This is a genomic window from Pseudomonas sp. GL_135 (genome assembly GCF_057834665.1).
Genome location: NZ_CM174408.1, coordinates 4,304,829 through 4,324,017, shown reverse-complemented (window position 1 = coordinate 4,324,017; position 19,189 = coordinate 4,304,829). Strand labels below are relative to the sequence as shown.

The 19,189-nt window shown below is 60.4% G+C and carries 18 protein-coding genes; 7 read left to right on the top strand and 11 right to left on the bottom strand.

Translation table 11 applies throughout. From position 1 onward, the window contains the following. Positions 1-5 precede the first annotated feature (5 nt). A complete protein-coding gene (gene recX / locus AC3ISG_RS19205; protein ID WP_489297717.1) occupies positions 6-473 on the top strand; it encodes a recombination regulator RecX in 468 nt (155 codons plus the stop codon). A gap of 48 nt (positions 474-521) precedes the next feature. Here the strand turns inward: recX and AC3ISG_RS19200 are convergent, their stop codons facing one another. Beyond that, positions 522-1,637 carry an LOG family protein gene (locus AC3ISG_RS19200; RefSeq protein ID WP_122622979.1) on the bottom strand — a complete coding sequence of 372 codons (1,116 nt, stop codon included), beginning with the start codon at positions 1,635-1,637 and terminating at the stop codon, positions 522-524. A gap of 379 nt (positions 1,638-2,016) precedes the next feature. Beyond that, positions 2,017-2,442: a quorum-sensing-regulated virulence factor family protein gene (locus tag AC3ISG_RS19195; RefSeq protein ID WP_065989783.1), complete on the bottom strand. Its 426-nt coding sequence runs from the start codon at positions 2,440-2,442 to the stop codon at positions 2,017-2,019. Between the two features lie 221 nt (positions 2,443-2,663). On the opposite strand from AC3ISG_RS19195, the gene AC3ISG_RS19190 reads away from it, so the two are divergent. Beyond that, positions 2,664-3,395: a tRNA-uridine aminocarboxypropyltransferase gene (locus tag AC3ISG_RS19190; RefSeq protein WP_122623028.1), complete on the top strand. Its 732-nt coding sequence runs from the start codon at positions 2,664-2,666 to the stop codon at positions 3,393-3,395. Between the two features lie 60 nt (positions 3,396-3,455). On the opposite strand, the gene AC3ISG_RS19185 is transcribed toward AC3ISG_RS19190, so the two are convergent. After that, complete coding sequence (locus AC3ISG_RS19185; RefSeq protein ID WP_489297716.1) at positions 3,456-4,340, bottom strand: DMT family transporter; 885 nt, start codon at positions 4,338-4,340, stop codon at positions 3,456-3,458. A gap of 175 nt (positions 4,341-4,515) precedes the next feature. Between AC3ISG_RS19185 and erdR the strand changes: the two genes are divergently transcribed. Beyond that, positions 4,516-5,163, top strand: a complete 648-nt coding sequence (gene erdR / locus AC3ISG_RS19180; protein ID WP_122537393.1) for a response regulator transcription factor ErdR — start codon at positions 4,516-4,518, stop codon at positions 5,161-5,163. Positions 5,164-5,269: 106 nt separating this feature from the next. Further along, positions 5,270-5,638: a diacylglycerol kinase gene (locus AC3ISG_RS19175; RefSeq protein ID WP_122537394.1), complete on the top strand. Its 369-nt coding sequence runs from the start codon at positions 5,270-5,272 to the stop codon at positions 5,636-5,638. Positions 5,639-5,667: 29 nt separating this feature from the next. Here the strand turns inward: AC3ISG_RS19175 and AC3ISG_RS19170 are convergent, their stop codons facing one another. Next, a complete protein-coding gene (locus AC3ISG_RS19170) occupies positions 5,668-6,594 on the bottom strand; it encodes a LysR family transcriptional regulator (protein WP_489297715.1) in 927 nt (308 codons plus the stop codon). A 123-nt stretch (positions 6,595-6,717) separates the two neighbouring features. Between AC3ISG_RS19170 and fpr the strand changes: the two genes are divergently transcribed. Next, positions 6,718-7,497, top strand: coding sequence for a ferredoxin-NADP reductase (gene fpr / locus AC3ISG_RS19165; protein ID WP_065989778.1), 780 nt, complete (start codon positions 6,718-6,720; stop codon positions 7,495-7,497). Between the two features lie 180 nt (positions 7,498-7,677). Here fpr and tsaA read toward each other — a convergent pair whose 3' ends face one another. The 3 genes from tsaA to AC3ISG_RS19150 form a co-directional block, all read right to left on the bottom strand. Continuing rightward, positions 7,678-8,385 carry a tRNA (N6-threonylcarbamoyladenosine(37)-N6)-methyltransferase TrmO gene (gene tsaA, locus AC3ISG_RS19160; RefSeq protein WP_122537395.1) on the bottom strand — a complete coding sequence of 236 codons (708 nt, stop codon included), beginning with the start codon at positions 8,383-8,385 and terminating at the stop codon, positions 7,678-7,680. A 17-nt stretch (positions 8,386-8,402) separates the two neighbouring features. Beyond that, positions 8,403-8,864 (bottom strand): YehS family protein, encoded by a 462-nt coding sequence (locus AC3ISG_RS19155; RefSeq protein ID WP_074891250.1) that lies wholly within the window; start codon positions 8,862-8,864, stop codon positions 8,403-8,405. A gap of 70 nt (positions 8,865-8,934) precedes the next feature. Further along, positions 8,935-9,645: an rRNA pseudouridine synthase gene (locus AC3ISG_RS19150; protein ID WP_122537396.1), complete on the bottom strand. Its 711-nt coding sequence runs from the start codon at positions 9,643-9,645 to the stop codon at positions 8,935-8,937. 123 nt (positions 9,646-9,768) lie between these two features. On the opposite strand from AC3ISG_RS19150, the gene AC3ISG_RS19145 reads away from it, so the two are divergent. Continuing rightward, positions 9,769-10,803, top strand: a complete 1,035-nt coding sequence (locus AC3ISG_RS19145) for an alpha/beta fold hydrolase (protein ID WP_489297714.1) — start codon at positions 9,769-9,771, stop codon at positions 10,801-10,803. A 12-nt stretch (positions 10,804-10,815) separates the two neighbouring features. Here AC3ISG_RS19145 and AC3ISG_RS19140 read toward each other — a convergent pair whose 3' ends face one another. Both AC3ISG_RS19140 and rimO read right to left on the bottom strand, forming a co-directional pair. Next, a complete protein-coding gene (locus AC3ISG_RS19140) occupies positions 10,816-11,268 on the bottom strand; it encodes a GNAT family N-acetyltransferase (RefSeq protein ID WP_489297713.1) in 453 nt (150 codons plus the stop codon). A 121-nt stretch (positions 11,269-11,389) separates the two neighbouring features. Beyond that, positions 11,390-12,727, bottom strand: coding sequence for a 30S ribosomal protein S12 methylthiotransferase RimO (gene rimO, locus AC3ISG_RS19135; protein ID WP_065989766.1), 1,338 nt, complete (start codon positions 12,725-12,727; stop codon positions 11,390-11,392). 270 nt (positions 12,728-12,997) lie between these two features. Here rimO and AC3ISG_RS19130 point away from each other — a divergent pair, with 270 nt between their 5' ends. Then, positions 12,998-14,896 carry a potassium transporter Kup gene (locus AC3ISG_RS19130; protein WP_122537400.1) on the top strand — a complete coding sequence of 633 codons (1,899 nt, stop codon included), beginning with the start codon at positions 12,998-13,000 and terminating at the stop codon, positions 14,894-14,896. A gap of 346 nt (positions 14,897-15,242) precedes the next feature. On the opposite strand, the gene AC3ISG_RS19125 is transcribed toward AC3ISG_RS19130, so the two are convergent. Continuing rightward, a complete protein-coding gene (locus tag AC3ISG_RS19125; RefSeq protein ID WP_489297712.1) occupies positions 15,243-16,532 on the bottom strand; it encodes a virulence factor family protein in 1,290 nt (429 codons plus the stop codon). Further along, positions 16,532-19,174, bottom strand: a complete 2,643-nt coding sequence (gene mprF / locus AC3ISG_RS19120; RefSeq protein ID WP_122537402.1) for a bifunctional lysylphosphatidylglycerol flippase/synthetase MprF — start codon at positions 19,172-19,174, stop codon at positions 16,532-16,534. Before mprF ends, AC3ISG_RS19125 begins: the two co-directional genes overlap by 1 nt. Positions 19,175-19,189 lie beyond the last annotated feature (15 nt).

Here is a 19,189-nt window from a genome sequence, read left to right as displayed (position 1 = left end):
CCGCCATGCCTGCTGTGCTTGATACCCCCGTCGCTGTCAGGCGGACTGCAATGGACCTGCTCGCGCGACGCGAGCACGGTCGTGTCGAGCTGACGCGCAAGTTGCGTCAGCGCGGCGCACCTCCCGAATTGATTGATGCAGCGCTCGACCGTCTGACGGAAGAGGGTCTGCTGTCTGAATCCCGATACCTCGAAAGCTTTGTTTCCTACCGTGCCCGTTCTGGCCACGGCCCTTTGCGTATCCGCGAGGAGCTGGGGCAACGCGGTTTGCCGCGCCCGGACATTGAGCAGGCGCTGCGCGAGTGCGGCGTGGACTGGTGGGAAAAACTGGAAGCGCTGTGGCAGCGCAAGTTCAGCGGCCAGCTGCCCAGAGATGCCCGCGAACGTGGGCAGCAGATGCGGTTTCTGAGTTATCGCGGATATCCGCCAGAGCTGATTAGTCGTTTGCTGAGTGGCAAGGGCAACGACGACTGATGCGCGATGGGCTTGAAGGCGCGAAAGCACGCCCTCAAGCATTCAGCATCACATCGATTTGACAGGCTCGGGCTCATGGGCCCGTTGGGAATGCGCAGGTCCTACCCAGTTCTCCTCCAGATTTATGAAGTCCACCAGCTCGCGCAAGCGGCCGTGATTACGGCCGTTAAAGGCAAACGCCAGACGCGTGAGATGGCTGAACTGCGCATCGTCATATTCGTCTTGATGGCCGTATTGCTGGAAGTCGCCGCTTAACCGTAGATCGGCGAACCTGTCCTGCAGGGCGTTCAGCGCCTGTTCGCTCAACGCATGGTGCATGCGGATGACGAAGGTGTTCTTCAGCCAGCGGCTGGAGTGGAAGTTGCTATAAAAGCGGTTGATCTCGGCGACAGCCTCATCGGCGCTGTACACCAGCTTCATCAGGTTCATGTCCGTGGGTAAAATGTATTTGTTTGCCTCCAGCTCATTCTTGATGAAACCGAGCGCGCCTTCCCAGAACGTGCCTCCCGGTGCATCCAGCAGCACGATAGGAACCAGCGGGCTTTTGCCGGTCTGGATCAGCGTCAGCACTTCCAACGCTTCATCGAGGGTGCCAAACCCACCGGGGCAGAGCACCAGCGCATCGGCCTCTTTGACGAAAAACAGCTTACGCGTGAAGAAGAAGTGGAACGGCAGCAGATTGCCGGTGCCATCCACGGTCGCATTGGCGTGCTGCTCGAACGGCAGGGTGATGTTGAAGCCCAGGCTGTGATCCAGGCCTGCGCCTTCATGGGCCGCGGCCATGATCCCGCCACCGGCACCGGTGATGACCATCAGGTCGGAGGCGGCCAGTTGCTTGCCCAGTTCACGGGCCAAAGCATAAACAGGGTGTTCCAGGGGCGTGCGTGCGGAGCCGAACACCGTGACCTTGCGGCGGCCTTTGAAGCGTTCAAGCACTCGAAAGGCATTCTCCAGCTCGCGTAATGCTTGCAGGGTGATTTTGGCATTCCAGCGATTGAGATCGTCCTGGGCCATGCGCAGGACGGTCAGGGTCATGTCGCGGTAGAGCGGAAGATTGGGGCTGTCCGGAGCAACCGAACCGAGGAGTTCTTCGACCTTTAGGGTGAGGTCGTTTCCGTTGCTCTGAAAGTGCTGAGACAACGCATCACTGGGTACGTACGGCATTCACGCTTTCTCCTTCTGCAGAATCATTGACCGCCGCCAGGGGGGCGGGATCGCGACGCTTCATGCGTCGGCGTGCGCAGCGCATCCGAAGGTAAGGGAGGCATCAGACCTGCGCGGCGCCCGATTCTGGACTAATCCGTGGTTGAAAAGAGAAAACATTGATGGCAACCGGCGCCGCAGGCAACCCTTTCTTGCATGCAAAATGTGATGAGGCAGAACGGGCATGGCCAAGCGAAAATCAGGCATCAGGATCAGCGATCAAGCAGCGGGGGGGACGTGCTGAGTGGCGTGGATTTGAATGGGGTCTGTAGCGGGGAGGGGAGAGCAAGGCTGCGCGTTGAAAAGATATCGAAACACGCAGCCCGTAAAGCCGGTTACATCACTTCTTGTGGGCAGGGGGTTTGGCAGCGCAGTCCGCCGCTTTGATTTCCTGAGTCGTGATGAGCTTGTTGGTTTTGTATTCGGTGAACTGGTAACGCAGGATCGCGCCCTTGGCCATGAGTTGACGATAACCGGCGTTGCGGCACACGCTGCCGCCCAGCTGACCGCGGACATCGTCCGGGTTTTCGCGCATCTGAGCCGCCTGGCCAGACTGCACACTCAGGTGGTTGATCAGCATCTTGCCTTCAACGGTGTAGCCCTCGTCGAGGATGTCTTCGTTGATGGCGCGTGGCGTGCCGACACTGCTTTCCTTCGCGACTTTATCAAGCATCTGGCTCAGTTCGTAATCCTGCTTGGACGCCGCGTTGGCGCACAGTGGAGCGACGAGCAAAAGCGTGAGAGTGGGGGCGATGAGGCGCAGCATTGAATTCTCCTGGTGCATGGACGGGTGGGGCAGAGGCAGGCCGTTGGACCGGCGACATCCCGAGGCGTTCACTGCTGAGTGAGTGCTCTCAAGGCCGGCCAGTATAGGGGAGGAGCCTCGGCGGACACCAGAGAACACGGTGCGTCGGGCTGCGTCTGATAGAATGCCGCGACTTTTCGACCTGCCGGATGCCCCTCGTGTCACTGCCTTCCTACCCGTCAATGACCCAGACTGTTTTTCACACGAATTCGGTCGCACGTCTGAGAGATGAGCGGGAGGAGGAGAGTACCAAGCCTTACTTGGCCCGCGGATCACGTGCGCCAAGGTGCCATTGCTGTCGCGTGATCGAAAGTCACTGCCTGTGCAGATGGCGTCCCAAGGTCGAGGCACAATCGGGGGTGTGCCTCATCATGACGAAAAAAGAGGTGTTCAAACCCAGCAACACGGGTTGGCTTATCGCAGACGTTATTCCTGATAACTACGCCTTCGTATGGTCACGCACCGAAACTGATGAAAAGCTGATTGCATTGCTCAATGATCCGCAATGGCAGCCCTACCTGGTTTTTCCGGGTGAATACGTAGCGGCCGAGCGCGTCACTAACACCGTGTCGATCAACCCGAACAAGAGACCGCTGTTTGTGCTGATTGACGCGACGTGGACTGAAGCGAGGAAGATATTCCGTAAAAGCGCTTACTTCGATTCGATCCCGATTTTAAGTCTGATTCCCGAGAAGCTTTCACGGTACAAGTTGAGACGCTCAACCCGCAGCGAACATCTCTGTACCGCTGAAGTGGCCGCACTGTGTTTCGATCTGGCCGGCGATACTGAGGCAGGCTCTGCGTTGAGTTGTTATTTCGATGTGTTCAGTCAGCACTATTTAGGGGCTAAAAACCAGTTGCCCCTCGACTTGCTAAGCGACGCCCATCAAGAGCTGAAGGGTTACCTCGAGTAGTCATCAGTTGTGCCGCCGCCCGCGAGCCGCATCAAACCGGCTCGCAATAGAAGCTTTATCTCAGGCGAAGGTTTTCTTCGGCCACAACTGCGCCAGCAGCATCCCTGCCAGCATCAGCCCGCAACCGATATAACCGCGCAGTTGCAACGCCTCTCCAAGAATCCAGGCGCCAGCGATGGCGGCGAATACGGCCTCCAGCGAAAGGATGATGGCCGCGTGGGAGGCAATGGCGTGTTTCTGCGCGACCACTTGCAGCGTGTAACCCACGCCGACCGCGACGATGCCGCCGTAGAGCAAGGCAGGGCCCGCGTCGATGATCGCGTTGAGGGCGATCGGTTCGAAGAGCACTGCCAGCAGCAGACTCACCACCGAACAGGTGGCGAACTGCAGAAAGGCCAGACGGATCGGGTCGTGGCGGCTGGCGAACAAACTGACCAACACCACGTGGCCGCCCCACACGAACGCGCCGATCAGCTGCAGCCAATCCCCCGAAGCGACATGAAAGTTATCGCCAATGCTTAGCAGGCACATGCCGACCACCGCCAGCAGGCAGCCCAGCCAGGTGCCCAGCCCGGTTTTATGACCAAGGAGCAAGCCCAGCAACGGCACTACAATCACGTACAGGCCGGTGATGAAGCCTGAGTTGGTCACGCTGGTAAACAGCAGGCCGACCTGTTGCAGGTTGATGCCCAGTGCCAGCGCCAGGCCCATGATGATGCCGGCGCGCAGCATGCCGCGATTGAGCAAGGGCTCCGGCACGCGCGCTGTTTTGGCGTTGCGCAGAATCAGCGGGATCAGGCAGAGGGAGCCGAGCGCGAAGCGCAGGCCCGAGAACAGGTACGGACCGATGTGATCCATGCCGGCGGTTTGAGCGACAAAGCCGGTGCCCCAGATCAATGCGGTCAGGAGCATGAGCAGGTCCGCTCGCAGGGCATGGTTTGGCATGGTGGCACTCGTCAGGTCGGGGGCGCAGACTTTGCCGCAAAGCATCAGGCTTGACCACCCCGACTTCGCTGGGCATCCTTGGCGCCGCTCACGTGCGGTCCCTGTGTCAAGATGTCGCGGGCTGCCTCATTGGGTGTTGAATCCGTCGGCGCTGAGTCATTTAAAGGATCATGAAATGCCATACGAAATCCTGATTGCCGACGACCATCCCCTGTTTCGCAGCGCCTTGCATCAGGCGCTGAGCCTGGGGCTCGGGCCGGATGCAAGGCTGGTCGAGGCCGAGAGCATCGCTGATCTGGAAGCGCGACTGACCGAGAAGTCCGACTGGGATCTGGTCCTGCTGGACCTGAACATGCCCGGCGCCTATGGCTTTTCGGGCCTGGTGCTGTTGCGCGGCCAGTACCCGCAAGTGCCGGTGGTGATGGTGTCTGCCCAAGAGGAGGCCGCGGTCGTGGTCAAGTCCCGTGAATTCGGCGCCAGCGGTTTCATCCCTAAATCCAGTTCTCTTGAAACCATTCAGAAAGCCGTACGAACGGTGCTGGATGGTGATGTCTGGTGGCCCCCGCAGGTTAATGAAAGCATCAGCGTATCCGCCGAAGCCAAAGCCGCCAGCGAAGGACTCGCCAGCCTGACGCCCCAGCAGTTCCGTGTGCTAACGATGGTCTGCGAGGGGCTGCTGAACAAGCAGATCGCCTACGAGCTAAGCGTGTCGGAGGCGACGATCAAGGCCCACGTCACGGCGATCTTTCGCAAGCTCAATGTGCGCACCCGAACCCAGGCGGCCTTACTGCTGCAACAATTGGAATCCATTCCGCAGAGCTGATTCCCTTGAATCAGGCTCAGCCCCGGGCTTTGCGTAGCCGACCTTCACACTTTTTTGACCGTCGCCGCACTAGCCTCCACCGCTTTCATTCATCAGTAGTTTTCCTATGACGTCCCCATTCAAAGGCCAGACTGGTCTGAAACGCATTCTCAACGCCTCCGGCTATTCCTTCGACGGTTTGACCGCTGCATTCAAAGGCGAAGCCGCCTTCCGTCAACTGGTGCTGCTCAACGTCATATTGATCCCGCTTTCCTTCGTGTTTCACGTCAGCCGAGGCGAGCGCGCGATCCTGATCGCGGTGTGCCTGTTGGCGCTGATTGTCGAACTGCTGAACTCGGCGATCGAAGCCGCGATTGACCGAATCTCCCTCGACCGCCACCCGCTGTCGAAAAATGCCAAGGACATGGGCAGCGCCGCACAGTTCGTGGCGCTGAGCATGATCGCCGTGGTGTGGGGCCTGATCTTGTTGGGCTGAAAGGTATGTGAATTTAGCCTAGCTGCGCCTCAGGCAATGCTCGGCAGGACGATTTCGTCGCTGCGGTTAACACCGGCGGTGAATGAGCGACAGAGGTCGAGAAACTCGCGGATAGCCGACGTCTGATATTTCTGCTTGTGCCAGATGAAGTAGAACTGGCGCACGAGGTCCAGCTCCGGCGTTTCAACGGCCACGAGGCTGCCCCGGCGAAAGGCGTCCCGCAGGGCCAGACGCGAGATGCAGCCGATTCCCAACCCTGACTCCACGGCGCGCTTGATGGCCTCGGTGTGTTCCAGTTCCAGCCTCACATTGAGACTGTTCAAGTGATGACGCATGGCCTGATCGAAGGTCAGCCGCGTCCCCGAACCCTGTTCCCGCAAGATCCACGCCTCGCGGGTTAATTCCTCCAGGGACGCCCGGCCCTTTTTGGTCAGCGGGTGCTGAGGGGCGCAGAACACCACCAGTTCATCCTCGACCCAGGTCTGCACTTCGATGTCGGGGTGGCTGCAGTCGCCTTCGATCAAGCCCAGATCAATCTCGTAGTGGGCAACCTGCTGAACGATGTTCGCCGTGTTTTGCACATGCAGCTTCACCTGACTTTCAGGGTGGCGTTGCATGAAGCTGCCGATCAGCAGGGTCGCCAGGTAGTTGCCGATGGTGAGCGTTGCACCGACCGCCAGCGAGCCGAAGCCGGACTTGCCGTTGAGCAGGTCTTCGATCTCCTTGGCCTGATCGAGCAGGGCAACGGCCTGAGGTAAGAGTTGCCGGCCGGTCGCGTTGAGGCTCAGCCGTTTACCGGCCCGGTCAAATAGCTGGCAGCTGGACTGGCGTTCCAGTTCAGTAATGGAAGTGCTCGCCGCCGATTGCGACAAGGACAGCAGCACCGCCGCGCGGGAAACGCTTTCCTGCTGGGCGACGGCGACGAACACCTGGAGCTGACGGAGAGTAAATCGCATATCTATATAACCGATAACCCATATCTTGATAATTCAGTTAACAGATATTGTGTCTGCCACTAGAATGTCGCGCAATGGCGCATTCGATTGGCGCACGTTATTTATCAGGAGCTCCCACGTACCATGAGCAACATGAATCACGAGCGTGTCCTCAGCGTTCATCACTGGAACGACACCCTCTTCAGTTTCAAGTGCACCCGTGATCCTGGCCTGCGCTTCGAGAACGGTCAGTTCGTCATGATCGGTCTGCAGCAGCCAAACGGGCGCCCGCTCATGCGTGCCTACTCCATTGCCAGCCCGAATTGGGAAGAGCATCTGGAGTTCTTCAGCATCAAGGTGCCGGACGGCCCGCTGACCTCGCAGCTGCAGCATCTGAAGGAAGGCGACGAGATCATCATCAGCAAGAAGCCTACGGGTACGCTGGTGCTGGACGACCTCAAGCCGGGCAAACACCTTTACCTGCTCAGCACCGGTACCGGTCTGGCGCCATTCATGAGCGTGATCCAGGACCCCGAAACCTATGAGCGTTTCGAGAAGGTCATCCTGTGCCACGGCGTGCGTTACGTGAACGAAGTGGCTTACCGCGAGTTCATCACCGAGCACTTGCCGCAGAACGAATTCTTCGGCGAGATGCTGCGCGACAAGCTGATCTATTACCCGACCGTAACCCGCGAGCCGTTCGAAAACGAAGGCCGCCTGACTGACCTGATGCGCAGCGGCAAGCTGTTCAGCGACATCGGTCTGCCACCGATCAACCCGCAGGACGACCGCGCCATGCTGTGCGGCAGCCCGAGCATGCTCGACGAAACCAGCGAAGTGCTCAACAGCTTCGGCCTCACCGTTTCGCCACGTATGCGCGAGCCGGGTGATTACCTGATCGAGCGCGCATTCGTCGAGAAGTAGCCCCCAGAGTAGTAATCGAGCACAGACACGACCCAATCGCCGATGAATCATCCTCGCAGCACTGCGAGGGTGACGTCATCGGCGAATAGGTCAGTACAGGCACCCGCGTTTTTGGGGTCTGAAAAAAACCGCCTGGAGGTCACGGACCAGGCGGTTTTTTTGTGGGCGGGCGTAACGCGTTTATGAACCGACGGCAGGCACCACTTCCAGCACGCAAATGACGCCGGGCTGCGGATAATGCCAGCGAACGTCCAGGTCCCAGAACTGCGCGCCGTAGCGTCGTTCCGGCGTGGGCGTCTGGTAGGCCGGTCGCGGGTCTTGCGCCAGGCACTGCTCAATCAGTTCGATCAGCGGTTCTTCGAGGCGCACCCCGTGTTCGCGGGCCTGCGCCAGCGCCGCATCCCCCCACTGCACCGGAATCAGCTCCGGCGCGGCGGCGGCCATGCCGTTGCGCGCATCAGCGATGACATCGGCGTAGGGCACGTAGGGTTTGACGTCCAGCACCGGCGTGCCGTCCAGCAGGTCGATGCCTGACAACCACAGGCGCCCGGCTTCGACCCTGTCCAGCTTGACCACCGACTGACCGATGCCGTTGGGCCGATGGGTCGCGCGCGTGGCGAACACGCCCATCGACTGATTGCCGCCAAGGCGAGGAGGGCGCACCTTGAGTCGCGGCTTGTCCTCCAGGGCCTGATGAAACAGAAACAGCAGCCAGACGTGACTGACCTGTTCCAGGCCCTGCACGGCGTCACCCTGATCGAAAGGCGCAACCAACTCCAGCACGCCCCGGGCAGCAGGCGCCAGTTGCGGCTGCCGGGGAATGGCGAACTTCTCTTTGAAGCACGAGCGCATGAAGCCGATCGGCGAAACGCTATAGCCTTGGGTCATCGACGTAGCCGCAGCGCTTAGCCGCGTACGCGCAGGGTCAGACCGCGCAGGAAGTTGCGCAGCAGTTGGTCGCCGCAGACGCGGTAGTTGGTGTGGCCTGCCTTGCGGAACAGGGCGCTGAGTTCAGGCTTGGACACCGGGAACTCGGAGGCCTTGAGGATCGCGTGCATGTCGTCTTCTTTCAGCTCGAACGCCACACGCAGTTTCTTCAGGACGATGTTGTTGGTGATAGGCAGCTCGACAGGCAGTGGCGGACGGCTCTCGTCCTTGCCACGCTTGAAGAACACCAGGCCGTCGAGAAAGTGCGCCATGACTTCGTCGCTGCACGGCACGAAGCCTTCTTCTTCGTCTTTCTTCATGTAGGCCGCGACATCGGCTTTGGTCGCGTCGAATCCGCCGAGCTTGATGATATCGACCACTTTTGCGTCGTTGATATCAAGCATGTAACGGATGCTGCGCAGTACATCGTTGTTCATCATGGTGCGTGTATTTCCTGGAGATTCGCAGATGAGCGCACGCGAGACTGGATGCGGCGCTCAGAAAGGGGATTCAGAATTTTTCTTTGTCGGTCATGTAGCGCCACTGGCCTTCCGGCACCTTGCCGATGGACACGCCGCCGATACGAATGCGCCGCACCGAAACAACCTTGAGACCCACCGCTTCGCACAGTTGGGCGATGACACCGGGCTGCGGGTTTTTCATGGCGAAGCGCAGGCGGTTTTCGTTCTGCCAGCTGGCTTTGACCTTAGGCAGCTCCTTGCCCTTATAGGTCATGCCGTGGTTCAGGCGGTTGAGGCCGTGGGCAACCATGTCGCCCGAGATCTCGACGACGTATTCCTGCTCGATCTTGCTGCGGTCGTCAGTGAGTTTGCGCAGGATTTTCCAGTCCTGGCTGAACACCATCAGGCCGCTGGCATTGGCTTGCAGCGTGGAAATCGCTTCCAGGCGCAGGAAGTGCCCTTTGAGCGGACGTCGACCGATGCTGTGGTCCGCCGACAACGTACCTGGCGTGATCAACGCCAAGGCACTTTCGGGGGCCATGCCCGCCGGTGCGTTGAACAGAAGGGTGACGGATTCAGGTGTATCGGCTTTCGCTTCAGCGTTCAGCACCACGGTCTGGTTTTCGACCTTGAACTGCGGCTCGTCTACCACGACGCCGTCCACCGTGACCCAGCCGCCTTCGATGAACAGCTCGGCTTCGCGGCGAGAGCAGCCGACCAGCTCGATCAGGCGTTTGGAGAGGCGAATGGGATCAGTCATGAGAAAAGCCGTAACAAAATGGAAAGGCGTCTATTGTACCCGCGCATGCAGCGTTAATCGCGGCCACATTGAAATTGGTGGGTGAATAAGCCTCCACTCGATGGATTTTTCCGGGAGTGACGCATGTCTGCTCTCTATTCCTACACTGTCTGGAGCGAATTCATGACCAAATGGCTACCCGCACTGCTGATGACTGTCAGCCTGCCGCTGCTCGCTGCGCAATCACCGTCTTACGGCCCACAGCTGGAAGGCTTTCAGTATCCGTTCCCGGCGCAGAATTTCAGCTTTGAATCCCAGGGCGCGCCCGTGCAGATGGGTTACATGGACATCAAACCGACCGGTACGGCCAATGGCCGCAGCGTGGTGCTGCTGCACGGCAAAAACTTCTGCGGCGCCACGTGGGAAGGCACCATCAAGGCGTTGACCGGGGCGGGGTATCGGGTGGTCGCGCCGGATCAGATCGGCTTCTGTCGCTCCAGCAAACCGGCAGATTATAAGTACTCGTTTGAGCAACTCGCGCAAAACACCAAAGCGCTGCTGACCCAGCTGGGCATCGATCATGTCACGGTGGTCGGGCATTCAATGGGTGGCATGCTCGCGACCCGGTTTGCGCTGATGTACCCCGAGCAAGTGGATCAGCTGCTGCTGGTCAATCCTATCGGTCTGGAAGACTGGAAAGCCAAAGGCGTGCCGGATCGCAGCTTTGATGACTGGTACGCCCGTGAGCTGAAGACCAGTGCCGAGAGCATTCGTAAGTATCAGCAGTCGACCTACTACGCCAATGAGTGGCGGCCCGAGTTCGATCATTGGGTCGACATGCAGGCCGGGATGTTCAACGGCAAAGGCAAGGAAGAGGTGGCGCGGGCGTCAGCGCAGACCTACGGGATGATCTTCAATCAGCCGGTGTTCTACGACTTCGAGAAACTGAAGATGCCCACCGTGCTGCTAATCGGGCAGAAGGACAACACCGCCATTGCCAAGGACGCGGCGCCCGAAGCGTTGCGCAAGACGCTGGGCAATTACCCCGAGCTGGGCAAGGCCGCGGCCAAGCGCATTCCTCAGGCGACGCTGGTGGAGTTTGCCGGGTTGGGGCATGCGCCGCAGATTCAGGACCCGCAGCAGTTCAACAAGGTGCTGCTGGAAAGTCTGAAGCGCTGATGCAGGGTTGCTTCAGATGACCTTGAGCCGCATCCGCAATATCGGATGCGGTCGGCCGAGCCCGTCCAGCTCGGTCCGGCCCACCACCTCAAATCCCTGTCGTTCATAAAAGCCCAGTGCCTGGCCATTCTGTTCGTTCACGTCCAGCTCGGTGATATGGAAATGCTCGAGCGCATAGTCCAGCAGTTGCTTGCCCAGTCCCATGCCGCGGTGATCGGGGGCGATAAACAGCATTTCCAGCTTGCCGGGCGTGGTGCCGGCAAAACCGGTGATGTGCAGGTGGGAGTCGCGGGTGCAGAACAGGTTCACGGCGCCCAGGTACTGGGTTTCCAGCAGGTGCCGGAGCAGCGTGATGTAGTTCTCGGCCAGAAAGTCATGGGTCGCGCGCACGGAGGCTTCCCAGACCCGGGTGAGTTCGGCGAAGTCGTGCTGCCTGGGCAGATAAATGACCGATGGGTGAGTCACGTTTCCGCTGCTCCCTGGGTAGTGATCCTGATGTGGGGACGATAGCCAGAAAAAACAAACCCCGCCGTTTTACGGGCGGGGCTGTTTGAGGCGGAACGGTGTTGGAACCGGCGCTTGAGCGTTAGATCGGCTCAGCCCACAGGTCGTACTCATCAGCATCCACCACGCGGCACATGACCTTGTCGCCTGGCTTGAAGTCGCGATCGCTTTCGACAAACACGTTGCCGTCGATTTCCGGCGCATCGAAGAACGAACGGCCGACGAAACCCTGCTCGTCCACTTCGTCGATCAGCACTTCGATTTCCTTGCCGATCTTCATCTGCAAGCGTGCGGCGCTGATGGCTTGCTGGTGCGCCATGAAGCGGTCCCAGCGATCCTGCTTGATGTCGTCCGGCACGATCGGCGCATCCAGCAGATTCGCCGGCGCGCCCTCGACAGGGGAGTACTGGAAGCAACCGACGCGATCGAGTTGGGCTTCAGTCAGCCAGTCCAGCAGGTACTGGAAATCTTCTTCGGTTTCGCCCGGGAAGCCGACGATGAAAGTCGAGCGGATGATCAGGTCCGGGCACTGTTCGCGCCAGTTCTTGATGCGCGCCAGGGTCTTGTCTTCGAAGGCCGGGCGTTTCATCAGCTTGAGGATCTTCGGGCTGGCGTGCTGGAACGGGATGTCCAGGTACGGCAGGATCTTGCCCGCCGCCATCAACGGAATGATTTCGTCGACGTGCGGATACGGGTAAACGTAGTGCAGGCGTACCCACACACCCAGCGAACTCAGGGCCTGGCACAGCTCGGTCATGCGCGTGCGGACTGGCTGGCCGTTCCAGAAACCGGTGCGGTACTTGATGTCGACGCCGTAGGCGCTGGTGTCCTGGGAAATCACCAGCAGCTCTTTCACGCCGGCTTTGACCAGACGCTGGGCTTCGTCGAGCACGTCGCCAATCGGGCGGCTGACCAGTTTGCCGCGCATGGACGGGATGATGCAGAAGCTGCAGCTGTGGTTGCAGCCTTCGGAAATCTTCAGGTACGCGTAATGACGCGGGGTCAGCTTGACCCCTTGCGGCGGCACCAGATCGATCAGCGGGTTGTGATCGAGCTTAGGTGGCGCGGCGTCGTGGACGGCATTGACCACTTGCTCGTATTGCTGCGGACCGGTGACGGCCAGTACGCTCGGGTGGACATTACGAATCACGCTTTCGTCCACGCCCATGCAGCCGGTGACGATCACTTTGCCGTTCTCGGCCAGCGCCTCGCCAATGGTTTCGAGGGATTCAGCCTTGGCGCTGTCGATGAAGCCGCAGGTGTTGACCACGACCACGTCAGCGTCCTGGTAAGTCGGAACGACCTGATAGCCTTCCATGCGCAGCTGGGTCAGGATGCGTTCGGAATCAACCAGGGCCTTCGGGCAACCGAGGCTGACAAAGCCGACCTTGGGGGCGGCAGACGTGGTGACGGTGGACATTGACTAACCTCGGCGTAGGATGCCCGGCGTTTGGCCGAGTCACTGACTGGGCGCTTGGGGCGCCTCTGATCAAAAAGTGCGCAATTCTAGCGGCGCATCAAACGATTGACCAGTGTTATACAGAGAATTACGACGAGTGCTGCGCTATGCTTCGCGGCGCTACGCCCGGCACCCCAAGGGAGCCGGGCACATCGGAATTTACCGGTGCGGCGTGGGTCAATCCGACAACGCCGGATCGCGGTGCTCGAGTCATGGTTTCAGGAGTGGTAAATGGGTCACGCAACGAGTCAGGCAGAGGTCGGGCATTCTTCGGCGAAACCGTTGAGTCTGCTGGTGGGCGCGGTGGGTGTAGCCTATGGCGACATCGGTACCAGCCCGCTGTACACCATTAAAGAGGTTTTCGTCGGCGGCTATGGCGTACAAGCCGGTCACGACGCCGTACTGGGCATTCTGTCGCTGATCTTCTGGTCACTGATCTGGGTGGTCTCCTTCAAATACATGGCCTTGGTGCTGCGCGCCGACAACGACGGCGAGGGCGGCATCATGGCGCTGACGGCGCTGGCGCGAAGGGCTTCAGCCAAATACCCGAAGCTGCAGGCAAGCATGATCGTCTTCGGCCTGTTCGGTGCGGCGCTGTTTTACGGCGACAGCATGATTACCCCGGCAATTTCGGTGCTGTCCGCGGTGGAGGGCATGGAGCTGGCCTTTGACGGACTGGAGCACTGGGTGGTGCCGATCGCGTTGGTCGTGCTGGTGGCGCTGTTTTTGATTCAGCGTCACGGCACTGCGCGGATCGGCGTGATGTTCGGCCCGATCATGGTGTTGTGGTTCGTGACCCTCGGGGTACTTGGCGTTCACGGCATCCTCCAGCAGCCGGAAGTGCTGCACGCGGTCAATCCGGTGTGGGCGGTGCGCTTCTTTATTGATCATCCCGGCATTGGCGTCTCGGTCCTGGGCGCTGTGGTGCTCGCACTGACCGGTGCCGAGGCGCTCTACGCGGACATGGGACACTTCGGTCGCAAGCCGATCTCCCGCGCGTGGTTCGCACTGGTCTTGCCGGCACTGGTGTTGAACTACTTCGGTCAGGGCGCCCTGGTGATTCAAGACCCTGAAGCGGTGCGCAACCCGTTCTACCTGCTGGCGCCGAGTTGGGCCTTGTTGCCCTTGATCGCCCTGTCCACGCTGGCGACCATTATTGCTTCCCAGGCCGTGATTTCCGGGGCGTTTTCGATGACGCTGCAGGCAATTCAGCTCGGCTACATCCCGCGCATGTACATCCAGCACACGTCGAGCGACGCCCAAGGGCAGATCTACATCGGTGCGGTGAACTGGGCGCTGATGGTTGGGGTGATCCTGCTCGTGCTGGGCTTCGAGTCCTCCGGCGCTTTGGCCTCGGCCTACGGCGTGGCGGTGACCGGCACGATGCTCTGCACAACGATTCTGGTGGCGTCGGTCATGCTGCTGGCCTGGAAATGGCCGCCGCTGATCGCGGTGCCGATTTTGGTCGGATGTCTGTTCGTGGACGGTATGTTCTTCGCCGCCAACGTGCCAAAAGTTGTTCAGGGCGGGGCGTTTCCATTCCTGGCGGGGATCGCGCTGTTCATCCTGATGACCACCTGGAAGCGCGGCAAACAGCTGCTGGTGGAACGCATCGACGAAGGCGGTCTGCCGCTGCCGATCTTCATCAGCAGTATTCGCGTGCAGCCGCCCCATCGCGTTCAGGGCACGGCAGTGTTTCTCACGGCGCGTGCGGACGCCGTTCCCCATGCGCTGTTGCATAACCTTCTGCACAACCAGGTGCTGCATGAGCAGGTGGTGTTGCTGACTGTTGTGTACGAAGACACCCCGCGGGTGCCCGCTGCGCAGCGTTTCGAGGTCGAGGTGTTCGGCGAGGGCTTCTATCGGGTGATCCTGCATTTCGGTTTCATCGACGAGCCGGACGTGCCGGCGGCGCTGAGCCTGTGTCACTTGTCGGAACTGGATTTCAGTCCGATGCGCACGACCTACTTTCTCAGCCGCGAAACCGTGGTCTCCTCGAAACTGGTGGGCATGGCCCGCTGGCGCGAGGGTCTGTTCGCGTTCATGTTGAAGAACGCCAACGGCAATTTGCGTTTCTTCAAGCTGCCGTTCAACCGCGTGATCGAACTGGGTACGCAGGTGGAGATGTAAGCAACTCCAGCTTTTGTGGGACCGGCTTTAGCCGGGAAGGCGTTTAGTGCCGCGCTGCAGGATTGATGGTGTATGCACCGGCCTCTTCCCGGCTAAAGCCGGTCCTACGGGAAATGCGTGCATCCAATGGGATTGGCGCAACCGGGCCATTGTAGGACCGCCTCTAGCCGGGAAGGCGTCAGGCGGTCCGACGCGGGATTGATGGTGTACATACAGGCCTCTTCCCGGCTGAAGCCGGTCCCGCAAGGATGGCGCGTATTCCAGGTGGTGCCCGGCTTGAGCAGACCCCGAAAACAAAAAAATCCCCGCAATCGCAAGAGAGCGGGGATTTTTTATGGGCGGGTGATTACTCGGCAGCGGGCTCTTTGCCTTTCCACTTGTCGATCACTGCACTCAGGCGCTTGGCCAGGGCCGGGTAGTCTTCGTCGAAGTGATGGCCACCGGGCAGCTGCATCTTCTCGCCAGGCGCGGTGGTTTCCGTACAACCGCTTTCATCCTTCTCTTCGATGCCGTAGACGCATAACACCTTATCCCCGGGCAGCTTGGCCATTTCAGGCCCTGTCGCGGCTTCTTTGCCGGCAGCGCCCAACCAGCCTTCGACGGCAATCTCGAAGCTGCCAGTGCGGGCGAAGGCGAGCAGGATGATGCCGTCGACCCGCGCCTTGTCTTCTTCCGGCAAACTGTTGTAGATCGCTGGCAGCACGTCGGCGCCGAAGGAGTAGCCGGCAAGCACAAAGTGCTTGGCACCCCATTTCTGCCGGTAATGGGCCATCAGCTCAGTCAGGTCAGCGGCGGTTTGTTCAGGCGATTTGTGCTCCCAGTAGTAACGCAGGGTGTCGATGCCGACGACCGGGTAGCCGCCCATTTTCGCCATGTCGCCTGCCACGTCTTTGTCGAGGTCGCGCCAGCCACCGTCGCCGGAGAGGAACAGTGTCACCGTGTCAGAGGGCTGTGAAGACGGCACCTCAACCACAGGTATGTTCAGGCCGCCGTTGTCGTCACCCCCAATCAGGCGACGGCGCACTTCGTTGTTCAGCACCTGCGGGTACTTGATGTCGTAGTCGCTGATGCTTGTTTCGGTGTTGGGTGCGTCACGGACCAGTGTGGCGCTTTCGTCGTCGGGGCCGTCGTTCCAGGCGACCGTCCACTTGCCGTGGGCGGCGGCCTTCGGCACAGGGTCAGTGCAACCCGGCTGATCGCGGACGAAGCCGACCGAGATGGCCCGCGCGTTGTCGTTGTCCTGACCGGCCAGCCAGCGCCAGGCCAGGGAAGCGCCTGATCCGACCCCGGCGACCAGATCCGGAGCGCCGTCGAGCTGTTGCAGCGCGGCATTGAAGGTCTTTGCCTGAAGCTGGCAGTCGTCCTTCGGCAGCGTCACTTGAATGACTCGGGCCGAAGCGTCATAGCTCAGAGCGAGCAGTTGCTTTTCGGTCAGTGATTCTTCAGTGGTAACGGCCAGCGCGACCTGGGTTTTCACCTTGGTCGAGGGCACTACGCGGATCAGCGCAGAGCCGTCATCCAGCGTGATGTGTTCCAGAGTAGGTTGCGCGGCGGGGCGGTTCCACAGCCAGAAACCCAATGCCACCACCAGAATTACCAGGGCTGCGAGCAAAAAGCGCCAGTAGCGTTGAATCATCAGCGTTTCACCAATCCAGTCAGGCCGCCCGCGATCAGGGCGGCGGTATCTGCCAGTGCCACCAGCGGATCAAGTCCTGCGGGCACGGCCATATAACGAGGTTCCCAGTCAGGCTGGAATTTGTCTTTGAAACGGCGCAGGCCCTGGAAGTTGTAAAGCTGCTCACCGCGACTGAACACCATCGAACCCAAACGCTGGGTCAGGGGTGCGCCCCGCCGTGGTTGCAACCCGGACAACGGCACCATGCCGAGGCTGAAGCGGGCGTAACCTTCTTTTTTGTAATGCAGGATCAGCCCGACCATCATGAATTCCATGGTCAGCTTTGGCGCTTCCGGGTGCGAGCGCATGAGGTCCAGGCTCGCCAGGTCATTGCGCGAGGTCTCCAGCAGATTGGAGAACGCGACCGGTTTGCCCTGGAAGTGGACGATGGCGATGCGGAAATGCTTGAGGTAATCCAGGCTGAAGCGGCCCAGTGAGAAGCCTTTCTCGCGCACGTTCTTGCCCAACAGCCACGCATCGGAAATCACTTTCAGCTCTTCCATGGGCGCCTGGCCCACTTCGTAGATTTCCAGCGAAAGGCCGTCGCGCCCACCCCGATTCCAGGTGTAGCGCAGGTCTTTCATTTCCTTGCCCTTGGCTTCGATGTCGAACTTGAGCAGATCGACCCTTGCTTCTTCGCCCAGCTTGATCGCGGTCAGGCCGATGTCCATATAGAACGGCAGGTTCTCGGCACGCACCTGATAGAACACGGGGCGGGCATGGTGAACGTCGCACAGATCGCGGAACTGCCAGATCAGCTCGGCCCGTTGCTGGGTCGGGCCGATCGGATCGTACAGCGCAACAAGACTGCGGCCGCGATGGGCGTACATCAGAAAAGCGTTGCCGTCCGGGTGCATCAGCACGGCTTTGTCGCCGGTTAGCACCAGGCCGCCATCGGGCTGGCTGGACGCTTTGATGATCTCCGCCGCTTTGGCCAGTTGCGCTTCGTCCGGCAGGTTGATCACAGGGCGTGCGGTGCGCAGCAGCCAGGTCAGCGAGACGATCAGCAGCAACACCGCGCTGCCCAGCGCCGAACGCAGGCCGCGAGGTGCGTCGGCGTCCAGCGTGAACTGCCACCACAACTGATGGCTGTACGGCACGTCCTGATAGGCGAACAGCAGCAGCCAGATCGAAGCGCCCAGTACGCAGACACTGGCGACCAGATACAGCGGCGAAAACGGCAATTCCAGCAAGCGGCTCGGCCGGTAGAACGAGCGACGGAAGATCGCCAGCAGGCACGCGGTCAGCAGCAGCAGGCTCGCTTCCTCCCAGTCGAAACCCTTGAGGATCGACAGAATGGAGCCCACAAACAACAGGATGGTGGTCAGCATCCACGCCGCCGAAAGACGTCGACGCAGACCCTGTGCGAGCAACAGGCAAAGCACGCCAATCAGGCTGGCGCCGAAGTGCGAAGCGTCGATCAGTCGATGGGGAATGAGAAATCCGAGGCTCTCCAGACGGGTGTCGATCTCGGGAGTCGAGCCGGAAAACAGCAGTACCACGCCAGAGAGAAACACCAGCAGCGCCAGAATCGGGGCGCCCAGCCCTGAAGCAACGCGCATGGCTTGTTGCGCGAACAACAGTCGCTTGGCCTCGCTGTAAAGCAGAACCAGACAGGCGATGAGCAGCGGCATCACCACATAGATCAGGCGATACAGCAGCAACGCGGCGGCCAGCGGTGCGGCGCCCAACTCGTCGGCAAAGGCGGCGAGCAGAATGGCTTCAAAGACGCCGACCCCGCCGGGCACGTGGCTGAGAACGCCGGCGGCCAGGGCCAGCAGGTAAACCAGCAGGAATGCGCCGAAGGGCGGGGCAGAGGGCAACAACAGATAAAGGACGGCGGCAGCGGCGGCGACGTCCAGCGCGGTGATCACCAGTTGCATCAGGGTCAGCCGTACGCCCGGCAGACGCAGGGTGCGGCGTCCGGCGCGGACCAGCAAGTTATGCGGGATCGTCTGTTCCGGCAAGCGTCGGCGATAGATCGCGTAACCCAGGATTACGCTGATCGCCAGCACCGCAACCGCTGCGGTTGCCAATACCGGCACCGACACATGCAGTGCCAGCGAAGCGGAGGGCAGGTCACTCAAGGTTGCGAGTGCAGCCAGTGGAGGAAGTGCGCAACCCAATGACAGGCTGGCAAAGAGCGTCATGTGGGCAACTTCGCCTGCACCCAGTCCCAATCGCGAGTAGAGACGGTAGCGAACCGAGCCGCCGGACAGCATCGACAGGCCTACTGCGTTACCGATGGCGAACGCGCAAAACCCGCCCATGATCAGCGACTTCGGCGGCAGATCGACATTGGCGTAGCGACTGGCGGACCACTCGTAGCCCAGCAGAATCACGAAACCGATGGCTGTCGCGAGCACCGCGCCAGCCAGAGAAGGCACAGGCACACTGAGCAGCGAGTCCTGGAGCGCGTAGATGTCCAGCTCGGTCAGCATGTGCCGGCAGGCGATCAGGGCAACGGCAAACAGAAGGATCGTGACGCCCAAGCCGATGGGTTGACGATACTTGCTCACCAGTTCGCGTAGACGCAGTCGTTTTGGGGGCGCCGGAGGATTCTCCGTCACTGCTTCATTTGTGTCGGACGGGTTGGCGCGCATCAATCACTCCTTGGA